This window comes from Streptomyces viridifaciens (assembly GCF_001888885.2).
Classification (GTDB): Bacteria; Actinomycetota; Actinomycetes; order Streptomycetales; family Streptomycetaceae; genus Kitasatospora; species Kitasatospora aureofaciens.
Genome location: NZ_CP090841.1, coordinates 4,408,390 through 4,426,241 on the forward strand (window position 1 = coordinate 4,408,390; position 17,852 = coordinate 4,426,241).

Annotated in this window: 12 protein-coding genes; 8 read left to right on the plus strand and 4 right to left on the minus strand. The window is 74.3% G+C overall.

The window, feature by feature from the left end:
- Positions 1-183 precede the first annotated feature (183 nt).
- A complete protein-coding gene (locus tag BOQ63_RS26905) occupies positions 184-741 on the minus strand; it encodes a hypothetical protein (protein WP_050366733.1) in 558 nt (185 codons plus the stop codon).
- 248 nt (positions 742-989) lie between these two features.
- Between BOQ63_RS26905 and BOQ63_RS26910 the strand changes: the two genes are divergently transcribed.
- Positions 990-2,942, plus strand: a complete 1,953-nt coding sequence (locus BOQ63_RS26910) for a serine/threonine-protein kinase (RefSeq protein ID WP_072655090.1) — start codon at positions 990-992, stop codon at positions 2,940-2,942.
- Between the two features lie 3 nt (positions 2,943-2,945).
- Here BOQ63_RS26910 and BOQ63_RS26915 read toward each other — a convergent pair whose 3' ends face one another.
- Positions 2,946-3,461 (minus strand): SHOCT domain-containing protein, encoded by a 516-nt coding sequence (locus tag BOQ63_RS26915; RefSeq protein WP_072655091.1) that lies wholly within the window; start codon positions 3,459-3,461, stop codon positions 2,946-2,948.
- Between the two features lie 56 nt (positions 3,462-3,517).
- Here BOQ63_RS26915 and BOQ63_RS26920 point away from each other — a divergent pair, with 56 nt between their 5' ends.
- From BOQ63_RS26920 to BOQ63_RS26950, 7 genes are all read left to right on the plus strand, one after another.
- Positions 3,518-4,606: a protein kinase domain-containing protein gene (locus BOQ63_RS26920; RefSeq protein ID WP_030280871.1), complete on the plus strand. Its 1,089-nt coding sequence runs from the start codon at positions 3,518-3,520 to the stop codon at positions 4,604-4,606.
- Positions 4,607-4,768: 162 nt separating this feature from the next.
- The gene (locus tag BOQ63_RS26925; protein ID WP_046385624.1) at positions 4,769-6,553 is read left to right on the plus strand and encodes a serine/threonine-protein kinase; all 1,785 of its coding nucleotides are present in this window, start codon (positions 4,769-4,771) and stop codon (positions 6,551-6,553) included.
- A 95-nt stretch (positions 6,554-6,648) separates the two neighbouring features.
- A complete protein-coding gene (locus BOQ63_RS26930; protein WP_150476128.1) occupies positions 6,649-8,289 on the plus strand; it encodes a succinic semialdehyde dehydrogenase in 1,641 nt (546 codons plus the stop codon).
- A gap of 121 nt (positions 8,290-8,410) precedes the next feature.
- Positions 8,411-10,216: a GMC oxidoreductase gene (locus tag BOQ63_RS26935; RefSeq protein ID WP_030553122.1), complete on the plus strand. Its 1,806-nt coding sequence runs from the start codon at positions 8,411-8,413 to the stop codon at positions 10,214-10,216.
- A 118-nt stretch (positions 10,217-10,334) separates the two neighbouring features.
- Positions 10,335-12,227, plus strand: coding sequence for a hypothetical protein (locus BOQ63_RS26940; protein WP_150476129.1), 1,893 nt, complete (start codon positions 10,335-10,337; stop codon positions 12,225-12,227).
- 1,016 nt (positions 12,228-13,243) lie between these two features.
- A complete protein-coding gene (gene guaA / locus BOQ63_RS26945) occupies positions 13,244-14,812 on the plus strand; it encodes a glutamine-hydrolyzing GMP synthase (protein ID WP_435821415.1) in 1,569 nt (522 codons plus the stop codon).
- Positions 14,813-15,009: 197 nt separating this feature from the next.
- On the plus strand, positions 15,010-16,047 hold the full coding sequence (locus BOQ63_RS26950; protein WP_191093591.1) for a Rieske 2Fe-2S domain-containing protein: 1,038 nt from the start codon (positions 15,010-15,012) through the stop codon (positions 16,045-16,047).
- Positions 16,048-16,069: 22 nt separating this feature from the next.
- On the opposite strand, the gene BOQ63_RS26955 is transcribed toward BOQ63_RS26950, so the two are convergent.
- Together BOQ63_RS26955 and BOQ63_RS26960 are read right to left on the minus strand one after the other, a co-directional pair.
- Positions 16,070-16,279 (minus strand): hypothetical protein, encoded by a 210-nt coding sequence (locus BOQ63_RS26955; protein ID WP_030280885.1) that lies wholly within the window; start codon positions 16,277-16,279, stop codon positions 16,070-16,072.
- The gene (locus tag BOQ63_RS26960; protein WP_191093592.1) at positions 16,276-17,700 is read right to left on the minus strand and encodes a PspC domain-containing protein; all 1,425 of its coding nucleotides are present in this window, start codon (positions 17,698-17,700) and stop codon (positions 16,276-16,278) included. The genes BOQ63_RS26955 and BOQ63_RS26960 overlap by 4 nt, the downstream gene beginning before the upstream one ends.
- Positions 17,701-17,852: the final 152 nt, after the last annotated feature.

The window sequence follows — 17,852 nt, forward strand, 5'->3', positions numbered from 1 at the left end:
TTGGCAGTCTGAAAATCACCCGCAACGCCCCCTTCCGCAGCCACCCCCTCCACCGCCCCTCCCGCAGCGCGTCCCTCTCGCCTGGTTCGGTGGGAGGGGGAGGGGTGGGTGCGGGCGTGCGGGGCGTTGCCCGGCCGCCCATGAGGGTGGGGTGGGGCGCGGCGGGGGGGGGCTCAGGGGTGGTCAGGTGCGGTTGGCGGTGCGGCGGGTGAGGAGGAAGCCGCCGGTGAGGGCGATGGCGTAGAAGGCGAGGTCGAGGGGGCGTAGGTCGGCGCGCCAGGAGCTGAGGGTGGCGTGGAGGAGGGTGCGGGGGGTGGCGGTGGCGGTGTGGACGAGGCGGAGGTGCTGGGTCAGTTGGCCGAGGAGGAGGGCGCCGGCCGAGAGGAGGGCGCCGAGGGGTGGGAGTAAGCGGTTGCGGCCGCCCAGCAGGCCGAGGGGGAGGGCGACCAGGCCGGCCTGGGCGATGGTCAGCCAGCCGAGGCTGTCGGCGGCGCGCAGGGGGGCGCAGCCGTAGGCGAGGCCGGCGAGGAGGGCGGCGAGCGGGGCGAGGAGGAGGGCGAGGGCGGTGCGGCGGCGGGGGGTGCGGCGGTGGGCGGTGGGGTCGTAGCCGGTGACCGGGGCCCCGGGCATGCCGGGGGCGACGTAGCCCTCGGGGGTGTCCAGGACGGGTGCGACCGAGTAGTGCTGGGCGGTGCGCGGTCGGAGCGATGGGCCGTCAGCGCCCGGTGCGGGTGCGGTCATGGGCGTCGAGTCCCCCCGGAAAGACTATGAGCTGCCGAACGGTAGCAGCGGTGCGGGCAGATCTTGGCGAGTTTTCGATCACAGATCGGGCACAGAGCGTCGCACCCGTTCCGGTTCGTCCCGGCTTGGGCCGGGGGGCGGGTGGTAGCCGCCCCTCCGGACAGGGGATGATGGAGGCTTGGGCGTTCGGGCCCCGGGCCGACGCGCCGTCACCACGACCGCCAGCAGCACATGGGGGAACGTTCCGAATGACCCAGGCGCAGGGTTCCACCGGCCGCCTCCTGGCCGGCCGCTACCGGCTGAACGGTGTGCTCGGACGCGGTGGCATGGGCACCGTCTGGCGCGCCGAGGACGAGATGCTGGGCCGGACCGTCGCGGTCAAGGAACTGCGGATGAACGCCAGCGTCGAGGAGGAGGAGAAGCACCGGCTGATCGTCCGGACGCTGCGCGAGGCGAAGGCGACCGCGCGGATCCGGCACAACTCGGCGGTGACGGTCTTCGACGTGGTCGACGAGGACGACCGGCCGTGGATCGTGATGGAGCTGGTCGAGTCCCGCTCGCTGGCCGACGTCGTCCGGGAGGACGGGCCGCTGCCGCCCGCGCGGGCGGCGGAGATCGCGCTGGACGTGCTGGGCGTGCTGACCGCGGCGCACGCGCTGGGCATCCTGCACCGGGACGTGAAGCCGTCCAACGTGCTGATCGGCGAGGACGGCCGGGTCGTGCTCACCGACTTCGGGATCGCCAGTGTGGAGGGCGACGCCTCGATCACCTCCACCGGGATGCTGGTGGGCGCTCCCTCGTACATATCCCCGGAGCGGGCGCGCGGGCAGAAGCCCGGGCCGCCGGCCGACCTGTGGTCGCTGGGCGGCACGCTGTACGCGATGGTCGAGGGTCGGCCGCCGTACGACCGCGGCTCGGCGCTGGCCACCCTGACCGCGGTGATGACCGAGGAGCTGACCACCCCGGCGAACGCCGGGCCGCTGCTGCCGGTGATCGAGGGGCTGCTGGAGAAGGACCCGGCGAAGCGGCTGGACGCTTCGCAGACCCGGTCGCTGCTGAAGCGGGTGGTGGCGGAGGCGACCGCCAAGGCCGAGTCGACCACCGAGCACGCGATGCCGGTCGCCGGCGGGAAGGGCGACGAGGGCGGGGCGGAGAAGGCCGAGCCGCCGGTGAAGGCCGCGCCGGAGGCTGGGGACACTCCCAGGCGGACGGTGGGCGGGCTGCTGGGGACGGTTCGGGTGGGCAGTCGGGCGCGGGACGAGGAGTCCGTCGCGAAGTCTGCGGCCGAGCCGGTGCCGGCGCCGGCACCGGCACCGGCACCGGCACCGGCACCGGCGACCGAGCCGATCCGGCCGGTCACCAGTGAGTGGACGATGGGGGCGACCCAGGCGGCCGGGGCCGACCCGCGCAAGGGGCGGCGGCGGTTGGCGGTGGTCACCGTGGTGCTGGTGCTGTTGCTGATCGCCGGGATCGTCGCGGTGGTTCAGGCCGTGGGTGGTGGGAGCGGCGGCGCGAAGGGGCAGAGCACCCACAGTGCGGGTGCGACCTCGCCGGTCGCGGCGACCACGGGGGCCACGCCGAGTCAGACTCCGACGGCGGCGGTGACGGCGTCAGCTCCTGCTCCCGCGGAGCCGAGTGCCACGACGGAGTCCTCGGCCCCCGCGCCGCCGCCGACTGCGGCGGCCCAGGCGCCGACGACCGCGACGGCCCAGACGCCGACGACCGAGCCGGCTCCGACGCAGACCACGGGTGGCGCGGTGCCGGCGGGTTACCACGCCTACCAGGATCCGAGCGGGTTCTCCGTCACGCTGCCGGACTGGTTGCAGCCGGCCGGGTCGGACTCCAACCGGCGGATCTTCAAGAACCCGGCCGACGGCAGCCAGCTGCGGATCGAGTGGACCACCTCACCGGGGGCGAGTGCCCTCGCCGACTGGCAGGACTCGGAGCCCAACGTCCGCGGCCAGGTGACGAACTACCAGCGGCTGAACCTGGCGGCGATCACCTACCGGCAGTGGAGCAACGCGGCGGACTGGGAGTGGACCAACGGCACGCCCAAGTCGCACTCGCTCAACCGGGGCTTCGTGACCGGGAACCCGGCCAAGTACGGCTACTCGATCTACTGGATCGTTCCGGACGCGCAGTGGGCCGTGCAGGCCTCCGCCCGGGAGGTCGTGTTCGACAGCTTCCAGCCGGCGCCGTAGGGCTCAGCCGATCAGACGCTGCTTGGCCCGGCTGAACTCCTCGTCGGTGAGTGCGCCGGATGCCCGCAGGGCGGCCAGGCGTTCCAGCTGGTCGACGAGTCGGTCGCCGGAGGGGGCCGGCGCTGGTGGCGGGGTGGTGCGGGCGGCCTGGGCGGTTTCGCGGATCCGTTCGGCGAAGGGCTCGGCCTTGATCACGTCCTCGAAGCGGTGCGAGCCGGTCAGTGCGACGACGGTGAGCACCTCGCCGTTGAACTTGGTGCGGGCCACGGTGGCGTCGGTGACGGCCGTGAGCGGAACCGGTACCGGTGGCTTTCCGTCCTTCAGGAAGAGCAGTCGGTGGGTGGTGAGCACCAGCACGCCCCTGCGGAAGTGGTCGGGGTGCCGCCCGGCGGTGGAGGCGACCGGTTCCTCGCCGTCGACGACGGCCGCTTCGACCGTGCGGACGGCCTCGGCGCGGTTGGCTTGGTTGCTGTTGCCCGCCACCTTGAAGGCGGTGTCGATCAGATCGGTCCAGTCCATGGGAGCGAGCGTAAAGGAGCCGCTCAGTAGGCTGTCCGGTGATGAGAGGAACTGGCATGCGAGGCGGCCCCGGCCAGTTGATGGCGGGTCGGTACCGGTTGACGGACCGTCCCGAACTGCTGCGAGCCTTCGCGGTGGACGAGCACACCGGCGAGTCGGTGCTGCTGCGCGCCGTGGAGCTGCCCGCGTTGCTGACCGCGGGTCAGGACCCGGAGGAGCCCAACCCCGGGCACGGGGACCGGCTGGTGCGGCGGGTGGCGGCGGTCGGTTCGGCCGCGCCGGCCTGGCACCCGCGGCTGCTGCGCGGGGTCGGCGCGTTCGTCGACGGTGAGTTGCTGTGGACGGTGGAGGAGCGGCCGGCGGGCTGGACGCTGGCCGAACTGCTCACCGCCGGGCCGCTCCCGCCGTACCGGGCGGCCGAGTTGGCGGCCGACCTGGCCGGTGCCCTGCGGGCGCTGCACGAGGCCGGGCTCTCCCACGGCAATGTGGCCGCCGAGTCGGTGCTGGTCTGCGAGGACGGCGCGGCGATGCTCGGCGGGCTGCTCGACGGGGTGGCGCAGGAGGCGTTGGCCGAGGACCTCGGCGGGCCGGGCGGACGGCGACGGTACGAGGTGCGGGCCACGCTGGTCGGTCCGGTGGCCGAGCGCTGGCCCTTGGACGGCGGCCCGGCGGGGGACTGCTGGGCGCTCGGGGTGCTGGTGCAGCGGATGGTGGCCGGCCGCCCGCCGTTCCCGGAGGTCGGGGTGCCGGAGCTGGTCACGGCGGTCCGGGAAGGTCGACGTGAACCGTCGGTGGTCTGCGGGCCGTTGGCACCGTTGGCCGAGCGGCTGCTGCAGCCGGATCCGACGCTGCGGCCGACGGCCCGGGCGGTGCAGGGCGAGTTGGCGGCGCTGCTGGCGAGCGCCCCGGAGCCGGCCGACGAGGAGCGGGTGGCGAGGGAGGTGGAGCTGAAGCCGGAGGCGCCCTTGGTGCCGCTGCGGCCGCGTCGGCGCGGGCGGTCGGGCGGGGTCGCGCCGGAGTCCGGCGCGGCTCGGGGTGGCGGGAGCCCCCGGATTCCGCCGGCCCTGCTGGGACCGCTGCTGGTGGGAGGGGTGTTCCTGCTGCTGGTGCTGGGCATCGTCGCCGTGGTGCTGTTCGCGGGCTGACGGTCCGGCTATCCGCCGGTCCGCAGGTCCGGGGGGTGGGCGAGATTACCGGGCTCGGCGAGGTGCGCCTAGGGTGTCCGTGGGATCTGTTCGAACAGTGGTCTGCAGCGGGCTTTCCGCCGCGGTGACGGCAGGTGGAATCGAGAGGGGGAGCGGTCGCCGATGGGCGTGCAGGACCGGCCGGAGGCGGCCGAGACGGAGCGGCTGCTGGCCGGGCGGTACGAGCTCGGTGAGCGGCTCGGCCGGGGCGGGATGGGCACGGTCTGGCGGGCCTGGGACCGGATGCTGGACCGCGAGGTCGCGGTCAAGGAACTGACCGTCAACCACCTGCCGGAGGAGGACCTGCAGATCCTGCACACGCGGATGAAGCGCGAGGCCAGCGCCGCCGCCAGGATCAAGCACCCCGGTGTGATCACCGTGCACGACGTGCTGGAGCAGGACGGCCGGCCGTGGATCGTGATGGAGCTGGTCGACGGCCGCTCGCTGGCCGACGTGATCAGCCAGGACGGCACCCTGCCGCCGCGCGCCGCCGCCGAGGTCGGCAGCCAGGTGCTCGCCGCGCTGCACCGCGGCCACCAGCTCGGGGTGCTGCACCGGGACGTCAAGCCGGCCAACGTGCTGCTGGAGCGCGGCACCGGGCGCGTGGTGCTGCTGGACTTCGGCATCGCCAAGTACGAGGGCTCGACCGAGCTGACCCGGCCCGGCGACCTGGTCGGCTCGCCGGACTACCTGGCGCCCGAGCGCGCCCAGGGCGAGCGGCCGGGGCCGGCCTCCGACCTGTGGGGCCTCGGGGCGACGCTGTACGCGGCGGTCGAGGGACAGTCGCCGTTCCGCCGGGACTCGCCGATCACCACGCTGGCCGCGGTGGTCGACGAGCCGCTGCCGGAGTCGCGCCGGGCCGGGCCGCTCGGGCCGGTGCTGGCCGCGCTGATGGCCAAGGACCCGGCCGACCGGCCGACCGCGGACGAGGCGGCCCGGATGCTGGCAGAGGTGCAGGCCGGGCACACCATGGGGCTCGCCTCGGTGGTGCCCTCGGCCACGCCGGTGCGCACGCCCACCCAGTCGGTGCCGGTGGTGGACCGCAGCGAGGGACCGGAGAGGTCCGGCGAGCCGCCGGTGGAGGGCTCGGAGGATCCGACCACCCGGCGCGCGGCCGCCGCCGTCAAGGCCGTGGGGGGTGCCGTCCCGCCCGTCGTTCCGTACCCGGCCGGGGGCGTGTCCGCCGCTGGGCAGGCGCACACCGCCGTCGTTGAGCCGGTCGCGTACTCCGCCGCGCCCGCGCGTGGTCCGGCCGGACGCCGCAACCGGATGAAGCTCGTCGCCATCGCGGTGGCGGTCGGTGTGCTGGCCGCGGGCGCGACCTTCTTCGCCACCCGGCACCTGTCCGGCTCCCCGGCCGCGGTCCCCACCCCGACCGCGCAGCCGGACACGGCCGAGCCCTCCGACGCACTGGTGACCGGCACTGCGACCCCGGGGGCGCCCGCGCCCGCCGGCTACCGCTGGGTCGACGACCCGGCCGGTTTCCGCTTCCCGCTGCCGACCGGGAACCCGGCCTGGCAGCGCATCCTCGGGACCGACGACAACAACCAGATCTTCTACAGCCCCGACGGCAAGGTGCACTACCTCCAGTTCGCGGTCACCGTCGGCCAGCCGATCAAGCCGCTGGACCACATGCGGGAGATGGAGGTCAGCGTCTCCAAGTCGCTCAAGGACTACAAGCAGCACCGGATGGCGAGCACCGCGGTGAACGGTCACGAGGCGGCCGTCTGGGAGTTCAGCTACGCGGCGAAGGAGGGCGGCCGCCGGCACGCGATCGAGACCGAGTTCATCGACGAGGACGGCACCGCCTACGCGATCTACTCGTCCAGCCCCGACAAGGGCAACGACTGGACGGAGGCCTTCCAGCGCTACACCACGGTGCTCAACGGTTTCACGCCGACCCGCTGACGGAGTGCCGCAAGCGCCCCGCTTTGGCCCGACTGCGGCAGATTCTTGTTACCGACGGGTACCGCGCCGGGCGGCGAAGGCCTAGGCTGCGCCGTATGTCGGACCTCACAGCAGATGCAGTGGCCCCCGAACACCCCGGCGCCCCCGCGGGCGGCAACCCGACCGCCCCCGGCGGCGGCCGGACCGTCGCGACCGCCGTCCCCCGCTCCCTGGTCGAGCGGCTGGCCACCGGGGTGACCGCCACCGCCGAGCCCAGCGTGGTGGAGACCGTCGCCCCGCTGACCGGTGAGCGGCTGGCCGGCCTGCCGCAGTCCACCCCGGCCGACGTCGAGGTCGCCTTCCAGCTGGCCCGCCGCGCCCAGACCGCCTGGGCCGCGCTGCCGGTGCGCCGCCGCGCGGCCGTGCTGCTGCGCTTCCACGACCTGCTGCTCAAGCGGCAGGACGAGGTGCTGGACCTCGTCCAGGCCGAGACCGGCAAGGCCCGGCTGCACGCCTTCGAAGAGGTCCTGGCCGTCGCCATGGCCGCCCGGCACTACGGGCGCTCCGCCCAGGGCTACCTGAAGGACCGGCGCCGCGGCGGTGCGCTGCCGGTGCTCACCCACACCGTGGAGGCCCGCCGCCCCAAGGGCGTGATCGGCCACATCTCGCCGTGGAACTACCCGCTGGAGCTGTGCGTCGGGGACCTGCTGCCCGCCTTCGTGGCCGGCAACGCGGTGGTCAACAAGCCCGACACCCAGACCGCGCTGACCGGGCTGTGGGCCAGGGAGCTGCTGATCGAGGCCGGGCTGCCGGCCGACCTGTGGCAGGTGGTGATCGGCGACGGCCCGGTGATCGGCCCCGCCGTGGTGGAGCACGCCGACTACGTCTCCTTCACCGGCTCCACCCGCACCGGCCGCGAGGTCGCCCAGCGCGCCGCCGCCCGGCTGGTCGGCGCCTCGCTCGAACTCGGCGGCAAGAACGCCATGCTGGTGCTCTCCGACGCCGACGTCGACGCGGCCGCCGCGGGCGCCGTACGGGCCTGTTTCTCCTCGGCCGGGCAGCTGTGCATCTCGATCGAACGGCTGCTGGTGCACCGCTCGGTGGCCGACCGGTTCCTGGAGCGCTTCGTCGCCCGCACCCGGGCGCTGCGCCTGGGCGGCGGCCTGGCGTACGGCGCCGACATGGGCTCGCTGGTCTCCGCCCGGCAGCTGGACACCACCACCCGGCACGTGGAGGAGGCGGTCAAGGCTGGCGCCACCGTGCTCACCGGCGGGAGGGCCCGGCCCGACCTCGGCCCGTACTTCTATGAGCCGACCGTCCTGGACGGGGTGACCCCGGAGATGGCGGTCTGCGGAGAGGAGACCTTCGGCCCGGTCGTCTCGGTCTACCGCTTCGACACCGAGGAGGAGGCGGTGGCCGCCGCCAACTCCACGCCGTACGGCCTGAACTCCAGCGTCTGGACCAGGGACCTGCGGCGCGGCCGGGCGGTCGCGGCCCGGCTGCGCACCGGGACGGTCAACGTCAACGAGGCCTATGCGGCCGCGTACGGCTCGGTGGCCGCGCCGATGGGCGGCATGGGCGACTCCGGGCTGGGCCGGCGGCACGGCGCCGACGGCATCCTGCGCTTCACGGAGGCGCAGACCGTCGCCACCCAGCGGCTGATGCCGATCGCGCCCTCGTTCGGGCTGGACGACCAGCAGTTCGCCGCCGTGATGACCGGCGGGCTGCGGGTGCTCAAGGCGCTGCGGTTCAAGTAGGGCCGCGGCTCGAGCAGGGCTGCGGTTCAAGTAGGGCCGTCGTCCACCTGGCGCCGCGGTTCGACGCGGCGCCGACCAGGCTTTCCCCCAGGCAGGTTCGTCCCCGAAGGAGCAGTGGCAGATGGTGGAGTCCGGCGGTTCGGCGGAGTTCGACTACGACGTGGTCGTGGTCGGCTCCGGCTTCGGCGGTTCGGTCGCGGCGCTGCGGCTGACCGAGAAGGGCTACCGGGTCGCCGTCCTGGAGGCCGGGCGGCGCTTCGAGCGGGACGAACTGCCGCGGAACTCCTGGGACCTGCCGAACTACCTGTGGGCTCCGCAGCTCGGGCTGTACGGCATCCAGCGGATCCACCTGCTGGCCAACGTGCTGATCCTGGCCGGCGCCGGGGTCGGCGGCGGCTCGCTGAACTACGCCAACACCCTGTACGTGCCGCCGAAGGCGTTCTTCGAGGACCGCCAGTGGCGCCACATCACCGACTGGCAGGAGGAGTTGGCGCCGTTCTACGACCAGGCGCAGCGGATGCTCGGGGTCCGGCTGAACCCGACCGTCACGCCGTCCGACGTCCACCTCAGGGCGGCGGCCGAGAAGATGGGCGTCGGGGACACCTTCCACATGGCACCGGTCGGGGTCTTCTTCGGGGACGGCAAGGACACCGACGGGACCACGAAGGCGGCGCCCGGCGAGGAGGTCGCCGACCCGTACTTCGGCGGTGCCGGCCCGGCCCGCCGGGCCTGCGTGGAGTGCGGCGAGTGCATGACCGGCTGCCGGCACGGCGCCAAGAACATGCTCACCGAGAACTACCTGTACCTGGCGGAGCGGGGCGGTGCGGAGATCCACCCGCTGACCACGGTGGCCCGGATCCGCGAGCTCGCCGGGGCCGACGGTAGCCGCGGCTATGCGGTGGACGTGCGCCGCACCGACTCCCGGTCGAGGACCGACCGGGTCAAGGCAGGCGCCCGGACCATCACCGCCGCCCGGGTGGTGGTCGCGGCCGGCACCTACGGCACCCAGTCGCTGCTGCACCGGATGCGCGACGCCGGCCACCTGCCCCGGATCTCCGACCGGCTCGGCGAGCTGACCCGCACCAACTCCGAGGCGCTGGTGGGCGCGCAGACCACCGACCGGCGCTACGGCACCAAGGCGGACTTCACCAAGGGCGTCGCGATCACCTCCTCGATCCACCCGGACGCCAACACCCACATCGAGCCGGTCCGCTACGGCAAGGGCTCCAACGCGATGGGCGCGCTGTCGATCGCCCAGGTCAAGGGTGGTGGGAGGGCCCCGCGCTGGCTGCGCTACCTGGGCAACTCGGTGCTCCACCCGGTGACCTTCGGCCGCTCGATGAACCAGCGCGGCTGGTCCGAGAAGACGATCATCGGCCTGGTGATGCAGTCGCTGGACAACTCGATCACCGTCTCGCTCAAGAAGGGCCCGCTCGGCAAGCCCCGGCTCACCTCCAGCCAGGGCCACGGCGAGCCCAACCCGACCTGGATCCCGGCCGCCGAGAAGGGCGCCCAGGCGCTGGCCGACGAGATCAACGGCTTCCCCGGCAGCACCGTCGGCGAGATCTTCGACATCCCGATGACCGCGCACTTCCTCGGCGGCTGCCCGATCGGCGACACCCCCGAGACCGGCGTGGTCGACCCGTACCACCGGCTGTACGGGCACCCCGGGATCAGCGTGGTGGACGGCGCGGCCGTCTCCGCCAACCTCGGTGTGAACCCCTCGCTCACCATCACCGCGCAGGCCGAGCGCGCGCTGTCGATGTGGCCCAACAAGGGCGAGGCCGACCGGCGCCCGGCGCAGGGCGAGGCCTACCGCCGGGTCGACCCCGTCGCGCCGGTGCGCCCGGCCGTGCCGGAGGGTGCCTTCGGTGCGCTGCGACTGCCGATGCTGCCCGTCCCGGAGGTCCCGAAGAAGCGCGGCTGAACCGGCCCTGGAGGCCAACCCGCCCGGGCCGCTTTCCGGTTGACATCCGTTCGAGTCCGATGGGATAAACGGGCTCCCTGGGGGACCAGGAACTCGTCGAGCGGGGGGAATGCGGTCCATGGCCAACTGCGCATCGTGCGGCGCGACTTCGGTGGAGGGGGCGCCCGCCTGTGGCTCGTGCGGACGGCCGACGGCACCCCCGCCCCCGACGGCCGTCGCGCTGCCCGCCGTACCGCAGCCGGCTGTACCGCCGCCCGCCGGGCCGCCCGGGTACTACCCGCCGCCGCCCGGCCGGAGTGCCGGATACCCGCCGGTCGGCGGGCCGCCCGCGGTGGGCAGCTGGGGCGCCGGGCAGCCGTACCACCCGAAGAGCGCCCAGTCGCCGCTGCTGCGCCTGCTGACCGGCACGAGCTGGCGCCCGGCGCTGCGGGCGGCCGTCGGGCCGACCGTGGTGCTGCTGCTGGCGGCGCTGGTAGCGGCGATCCCGAGCGACTACTCCCTCGACCGGGCCTTCCCGACCCCCGAGTTCGGCGACCGCTTCCTCTCCACCCTGGCGACGGCGCTGAACGCGCTGGGCGCGCCGTTCCGGCTCGGCTTCCAGAACCCGATCACCCGCAGCCGCTCGGAGAACCTGGACGTCACCTTCTGGGTGGTGCCGATGACGGTCACCGTCCTGTGGTGCCTGGCGCTCTGGCTCGGCCTGCGGGCCGGGCTGCGCCGGCGCAAGGCCGACGGCTCCCAGCTGACCCGCGGCCAGGCGGCCGGTGAGGCGCTGCGCACGGCGGTGGTTCTCGGCCTGGTGACCGCGGTGCTCGGGCTGATCGCCGGTACCGACTGGAACCCGGGGAACACCGACGGCGGGTACTACGGCGAGGGCCCGGGCCTCAAGCCGTCCTTCAGCACGGACTCCGGCTGGATCTGGGCGGTCGGCTGGACGCTCCTGGTGGGCGGACTGCTGGCCTTCACCGTGTACGGCACCGACGCGCTGCGCTGGGCCGCCTGGCGCAACCCGTCGGTGCGCGGCTGGGCGGTGGCCGCGCTGACGGCGGGCCAGGCGCTCGCGCTGACCGTGGGCCTGGCCTCGTTGACGGCCTTCGTGCTGGTCGCCGCCAACAGCGACCAGGGCTGGGAGACGCCGCTCTCGCTGGCCTTCCTGCCCAACCTTGGCCTGCTGCTGCTCGGCCTGGGCTCGGGCGCCACCGTCCGGTCGGACACCACCAGGGGTGCCGTCCCGGGGTGGAGCGACTACCGCGACAGCCACCGGGAGTTCTCCTTCTTCGACCTGCACGGCGAGACCGCAGACTGGCGCTGGACCGGCCTGCTGGCGCTCGCCGCGGCGGGCCTGCTCGGCTGGACGGCCTACCGGCGGCGGCTGGACACGGCCGACCGGCTCCGGCTGGCGGCCGTGTACGCCGTGCTGCTCACCGCGCTGACGGCGGCGTCCGGCGGGCTCTTCAGCACCTCGGTGTCCCTCCGGGCACCGACCTCCGGGAGCTGGGGCGGCGGGAACAACTCGCCCTCCACCCAGGACACCTCGGTGGGGCTGGCCTTCCTCAGCGTGCTGGTGGCCTGCGCGGTCTGGGCGCTGGTCGGTGCGCTGCTGGTGCCCGCGCTGCTGGCAGCGCTGGGCGGCCGGGGCGCGGCGGTGCCGTACGGGGCGGTGCCGTACGCGGCGGCGCCCTACGGGACGACGCCGTACGGGGCGTACGGGCCGGTGCCGCCGGAGGTGCCGCACCCGGGCGGACCCGGCTTCGCGGGCCCGCCGGCCGGCCCGGTGCCGGGCCCGGTACCGCCCGGAGTGCCCCCGCAGGCGCCGCCGTACGGGCCGGTGCCGCCGGAGGTGCCGCACCCGGCCGGTCCGGTGGCGGACGCGCCGGTGGTCGGGGTGAGCGAAGTGCTCGGCTCGCACGACGGGCCGCCCGCGCCCGCCGCCGGGACGCCGCAGCCCGGGGCCGCGCCGCGGCCGCCGGAGGAGCCGGTCGACCCGAGCGTCTGGCGCGACCACCCGTAGGTCGCGGAAAGGGCAAAGGGCCCCGCGGGGGTACGGGGCCCTTTGTCGCTCAGCACTCGGCGTCAGGGCTGCGCCGGGTGCTGGAGGTGACGGCGCCGGGGGAGGAGCGCCGTCCTGTCGGTTGGCTCGTGGTCGTGCCCCTTCGGCGCCGACGTGGGTGGCCGGCGAGCAGGGCATGCGCTCCCTTGCGGCGGCGGGTCGGCGGGCAGGTCTGCGCCGGGCCATCGCTCACGGAGCGTGAACTGAAAACCGCTGTCGCCTTCCTGCGCGGCGACGGCGGAGACGCGGTCCGATCCCCGCGACGCGCCTGCCGGCCGTTGGGGGAACCGTTCACAGGGAGCATCGTGCTGGACGGAGGGGTTGCTCTGCAACCGGTTCGGCGCACTTCGAACCACTCCGTGTGCCGACGACGGTGCGCCGAATGATCACGGTGCGTAGTGGCCTGAAGGGCTGCGGCGCACGGGGACGCGCGTAGCAGCGCGGGACGGTGGGGGGAGGTGCGCCCGGAGCGCGCCCCGGATCGAACCTTGGTGCGGCGGTCGGTGCGACGGCCGGCCCCCGGGCGTCCCCGGGAGCCGGCCGTCCCACCTCTCGGCCCAGTCGCGGCCGGGGTCGCTGTCCCCTGCTGGCCGGCCGCGGTACCCGCGCACGGTCCCACGGCGCCGCGCTCCCCGGCGGGCCGGGGCGGCGGCGCCACGTGCGCCGGTGGACTGGGGTGAAGCTCCACGCGTGGTCCTGCAGTCCGTACGGCGGTGCCCCCGGTCGGGGGCGGCGGCGGCGCGTCTGGCGGACGCGGCGCGGCCGTCCGGTCGTCAGAAGCAACGAAGCGCGGCCCCACCCGGTCACGGTTCCTTGGACGTGCAGACGAGTGAAACCGGACAGCCCGGTAGAATCGGAGTCCAGACACCCCACACCCGTCCGCCGCCGCCACCCCTGCCCGGGGAGGCGGTTCAGCGCGACACCTCGATACCGCTGCCGGAAGGCCGTCTGTGTCCTCTGCAATTCCCGTCCAGTCCGTGCCGGACAACGACACCGTCCTGGTGGTCGACTTCGGTGCCCAGTACGCCCAGCTCATCGCCCGTCGGGTGCGTGAGGCGCGGGTCTACAGCGAGATCGTGCCGAGCAGCATGCCGGTCGCCGAGATGCTCGCCAAGAACCCCAAGGCGATCATCCTCTCCGGCGGTCCGTCGTCGGTCTACGAAGAGGGCGCGCCGCAGATCGACCGCGCGATCTTCGAGGCCGGTGTCCCGGTCTTCGGCATGTGCTACGGCTTCCAGCTGATGGCCAAGACGCTGGGCGGCACCGTCGACAACAACGGTGCCCGCGAGTACGGCCGCACTCCGCTGACCGTCTCCCGCACCGGCTCCACCCTGTTCGAGGGCGTCCCGGCGCAGCACTCGGTGTGGATGTCGCACGGCGACGCCTGCTCGGCCGCCCCGGAGGGCTTCACCGTCACCGCCTCCACCGACCTGGTCCCGGTCGCGGCCTTCGAGAACGACGAGGCCCGTCTGTACGGCGTCCAGTACCACCCCGAGGTGCTGCACTCCGACCACGGCCAGCTGATCCTGGAGCACTTCCTCTACCGCGGCGCCGGCATCGCCCCGACCTGGACCACCGGCAGCGTGGTCGAGGAGCAGATCGCCCTGATCCGCGAGCAGGTCGGCAACAAGCGCGCGATCTGCGGCCTGTCCGGCGGCGTGGACTCCGCGGTCGCCGCGGCCCTGGTCAACAAGGCCATCGGTGACCGGCTGACCTGTGTCTACGTCGACCACGGCCTGATGCGCAAGGGCGAGACCGAGCAGGTCGAGAAGGACTTCGTGGCCGCCACCGGCGTCCAGCTGAAGGTCGTCGACGCCTCCGAGCGCTTCCTGAAGGCGCTGAAGGGGGTCACCGACCCCGAGGAGAAGCGCAAGATCATCGGCCGCGAGTTCATCCGGGTCTTCGAGCAGGCCCAGGCCGAGATCGTCGCCGAGGCCGGCGCCCACGGCGAGTCGGTCGACTTCCTGGTCCAGGGCACCCTGTACCCGGACGTGGTGGAGTCCGGCGGCGGCACCGGGACCGCCAACATCAAGTCCCACCACAACGTCGGCGGCCTGCCCGAGGACCTGCAGTTCCAGCTGGTCGAGCCGCTGCGCAAGCTGTTCAAGGACGAGGTCCGGATGGTCGGCCAGGAGCTCGGCCTGCCGGAGGAGATCGTCCAGCGCCAGCCGTTCCCGGGCCCGGGTCTGGGCATCCGGATCGTCGGCGAGGTCACCAAGGAGCGCCTGGACCTGCTCCGCGACGCCGACGCGATCGCCCGCGAGGAGCTGACCGCGGCCGGTCTGGACCGCGAGATCTGGCAGTGCCCGGTCGTGCTGCTCGCCGACGTGCGCAGCGTGGGCGTGCAGGGCGACGGCCGCACCTACGGTCACCCGATCGTGCTGCGCCCGGTCTCGTCCGAGGACGCCATGACCGCCGACTGGTCGCGCCTGCCGTACGACGTGCTGGCCCGGATCTCCACCCGGATCACCAACGAGGTCCGCGACGTGAACCGCGTCGTCGTCGACGTCACCAGCAAGCCGCCGGGCACCATCGAGTGGGAGTAGCACCCCCGCGCCGGTGAGCCGGTGCCGAACGGCCGCGCCGTCGTTCCCGTACACGGGAGCGGCGGCGTTGCCGTTCGTTCACCCGGTGGGGACTTCGCGGCCCCCGGGTGGGACCTCCCACCGAAAGCGTGCAGGAGCGGGCAGAATGCGGACCGGACCTGTCAGGGAGTGGCAGGCCGCGAGGGAAGGTGTGAGGGATGTCGGAGGTAAGCAGCTCCGAGGCGGTCGGCGGGGAAGCGGCCGACCGGGCCGTCCGGGCGGAGCGGTGGAGGGCGCTCGCGTCCCGGCACGCGCTGCTGCCGCTGCGGCTGTTCCTCGGCATCACCTTCGTCTACGCGGCTCTGGACAAGCTCTCCGACGCGCACTTCCTGGCCGGCGCCGGCGACCAGGCCTCCTTCGTCTCCCAGACCCGGGCGGCCAAGGACGGCGGCAGCCCGATCGCCTTCCTGCTCGGCCCGGCGCTCGACCACCCCACCCTGTCCGCGCTGGCCATCGCCTTCGGCGAGCTGGCCGTCGGCCTGGGCACCCTGCTCGGCCTGTGGGGCCGGGTCGCGGCGCTCGGCGGCGCGCTGATCAACCTGAGCCTGTGGCTGACCGTCAGCTGGAACGTGTCGCCGTACTACCTCGGCAACGACCTCGGCTACCTGATGGCCTGGACGCCGCTGCTGCTGGCCGGTACGTCGGACCTGTCGGTGGACGGCTACCTGGCCCGCCGGGCCGGGCGGGACCGCGAGCGGGGGCTGGCCGAGGACCACGTCAAGCGCCGGGCGCTGGTGGACGGCGGGATCGCGGCGGTCGCGATCGGCGGCGCCGGGCTGCTGACGGGCTCGCTGACCCGCACCTTCGGCCGGGGCCGGCAGGCCGCCGCGCCCGTGCAGTCCGCGCCCGTGCCGTCCGCGGCCCCGGTTCCCAGTGGCACCGCGCCCGCCCCCACGGTGGCCGCGGCGAGCGTGCCGGTCGGCGGCTCGGCCCAGGTCAAGGACCCGGCCACCGGGGACGCCGTCTACATCGTGCAGCCCAAGGCCGGCCAGTACTGCGCCTTCTCCTCGGTGTGCACCCACTCCGGCTGCGCGGTGGACGCGCCGAAGAACGGCCAGTTCTACTGCCCCTGCCACGGCTCCCGCTTCGACGCCGCGACCGGCGCCGTGGTCAACGGGCCGGCCGTCAAGCCGCTGCCCAGGTACGGGGTCGGCAAGGACGGCGACAAGCTGACCCTGGGCCCGCTGCAGAGCTGAGCCCGCTGCGGAGCTGGGCCCGCTATTCCTCGCGGTCCGGCCTGCCCCGCCGGGCCACCGCGGCGACCGCGCCGGCCAGGCCGCCGACGCCGAGCACGATGAAGGTGACCGGGACGACGATCCGTCCGTTCACCGAGCGGTCGTTGAGCGCGGCCACCAGGTAGACCACCGCGATCACGGTGAACAGCCCGCCCGCGATCAGCGAGAACAGGTCGAGCCGGTGCTTCCTCACTGCTGGACCACCTTGATGTCGCCGAGGCCGAGGCCGAGTTGGAGATCGAGCGTGCCCTTGGACGGCTGACCGCCCACGGGGTCGATCCGGTAGACGTGCCGCCCGGTGCCGTCGTTGCGGTCACCGGGGACGGTGACGTTGCCCAGGCCGACCCGGGTCACCAGGTTCACCGTGACGTTCGGCGGCACGGTGACCACCAGTTCGCCGGCGCCCAGGTCGACCTTGGTGGCGAGGGTGCTCCCGGCCGGGTCGAGCCCGGACAGGTCGAGCCGGACGTTGCCGGCGCCGAGGTTGTAGCGGTCCTTCAGCTCGGCGGCCGAGCCGACCGTCCAGGTGCGGTCGCCGATGGCGTCCTGCACGGTGTGCGGGGCGTGGCCGGTGAAGGCCAGCACCAACGTGGTCAGCAGGCCCAGCACCGCGAGCCGGCGGGCCCTGCCGAACCTGGCGGCCAGCAGCAGGGTCAGGCCGATCACCAGCAGCCCGGTGGCCAGCACGACGGTGCTCAGCTTGGTGACGTCGGTGTGGCCGACCGAGGCGGACCAGACCGCGGCGGCCGCGCCGATCGCCAGCAGGAAGCCGAAGAAGCCGAGCGGCGAGCGCTCCCTCGGCTGCCGGACGGCGGTCGGCTCGCGGCGGCGCTCCGGGCGCTCCTTGCGCAGCGGGTCGCCCTCCGGGAGGTCGGTGCGCTGCCACCAGGGCTGCGCAGGGCCGCCGGGCGGCGGGACCTTGGTGCCGTACGCGGGCGTGGGACCGGCCGGGTCGGCGGCGCCGTACGGGTTGCGCTCGGGGTGGCGCGGGTCCCACAGGTAGCCGCTGGGGCCGGGGGCCGGGGAGTCGGCGGGGGCGGTCCCGGCGGCCTGGGCGGCGGCGTGCCGGGCCCGGGCGGCCTCGTCCTGCGGCCGGCCGGGGCCGTCGTCGTCGGGGAAGTGGCGGTCGTACGGGCCGCCGTGGCGGCGCCCGCGACCCCGGCCGCGGCGGCGCTCCGGGTCGTAGCGCACCGCCAGGAAGACCAGGCCGCCGAGCAGCAGCAACGGGAACATCTGGTCGCCGTCGTCCATCGAGGAGAAGAACACCCCGGTGCCGATCACGGTCAGCAGCACCGCGCCGATCGACTGGCCGTCGACCCGGCCGGTCAGCACCCGCTGGAGCTCGGTGCGCCCCCCGCGGCCCTTGCCGTCGGCGCCGTCCTCGGTCGGGACGATCAGCCAGGCCAGGCCGTACAGGAAGAGCCCGAGCCCGCCGGAGAGGCAGAGCACCACGGTGACCACCCGGAACACCACCGGGTCGATGTCCAGGTGCCGCCCGAGGCCGCCGCAGACGCCGGCGACCACGCGGTGGTGCTCGGTCCTGGTCAGCGGGGGGCGTTCCGGTTCCGGCGGGGCGGCGGGCCCGGCTTCCTGGATGCGGGGGTCCTCGGTCATGGGCACCATCCTTCCGGCAGGGGGCGGGCGGGCCCAACCGGGTACGGCCCTGCCCGTACCCTGACTTGTCCCTGATAAGGGTGGGGGACCCACCCTGATGCGCCCGAAGGCGCCCGCGTGGAACCATCGGTGGCGTGGCAGCACCCGGTACC

What these genes read in the sequence shown, in the direction of transcription:
- BOQ63_RS26940 (WP_150476129.1), top strand. Translation starts at nt 10,335, where the DNA reads ATGGCCAACTGCGCATCGTGCGGCGCGACTTCGGTGGAGGGGGCGCCC.
- BOQ63_RS26910 (WP_072655090.1), top strand. Translation starts at nt 990, where the DNA reads ATGACCCAGGCGCAGGGTTCCACCGGCCGCCTCCTGGCCGGCCGCTAC.
- BOQ63_RS26925 (WP_046385624.1), top strand. Translation starts at nt 4,769, where the DNA reads ATGGGCGTGCAGGACCGGCCGGAGGCGGCCGAGACGGAGCGGCTGCTG.
- BOQ63_RS26935 (WP_030553122.1), top strand. Translation starts at nt 8,411, where the DNA reads ATGGTGGAGTCCGGCGGTTCGGCGGAGTTCGACTACGACGTGGTCGTG.
- BOQ63_RS26920 (WP_030280871.1), top strand. Translation starts at nt 3,518, where the DNA reads ATGCGAGGCGGCCCCGGCCAGTTGATGGCGGGTCGGTACCGGTTGACG.
- BOQ63_RS26905 (WP_050366733.1), bottom strand. Translation starts at nt 741, where the DNA reads ATGACCGCACCCGCACCGGGCGCTGACGGCCCATCGCTCCGACCGCGC.
- BOQ63_RS26960 (WP_191093592.1), bottom strand. Translation starts at nt 17,700, where the DNA reads ATGACCGAGGACCCCCGCATCCAGGAAGCCGGGCCCGCCGCCCCGCCG.
- BOQ63_RS26950 (WP_191093591.1), top strand. Translation starts at nt 15,010, where the DNA reads ATGTCGGAGGTAAGCAGCTCCGAGGCGGTCGGCGGGGAAGCGGCCGAC.
- BOQ63_RS26930 (WP_150476128.1), top strand. Translation starts at nt 6,649, where the DNA reads ATGTCGGACCTCACAGCAGATGCAGTGGCCCCCGAACACCCCGGCGCC.
- BOQ63_RS26915 (WP_072655091.1), bottom strand. Translation starts at nt 3,461, where the DNA reads ATGGACTGGACCGATCTGATCGACACCGCCTTCAAGGTGGCGGGCAAC.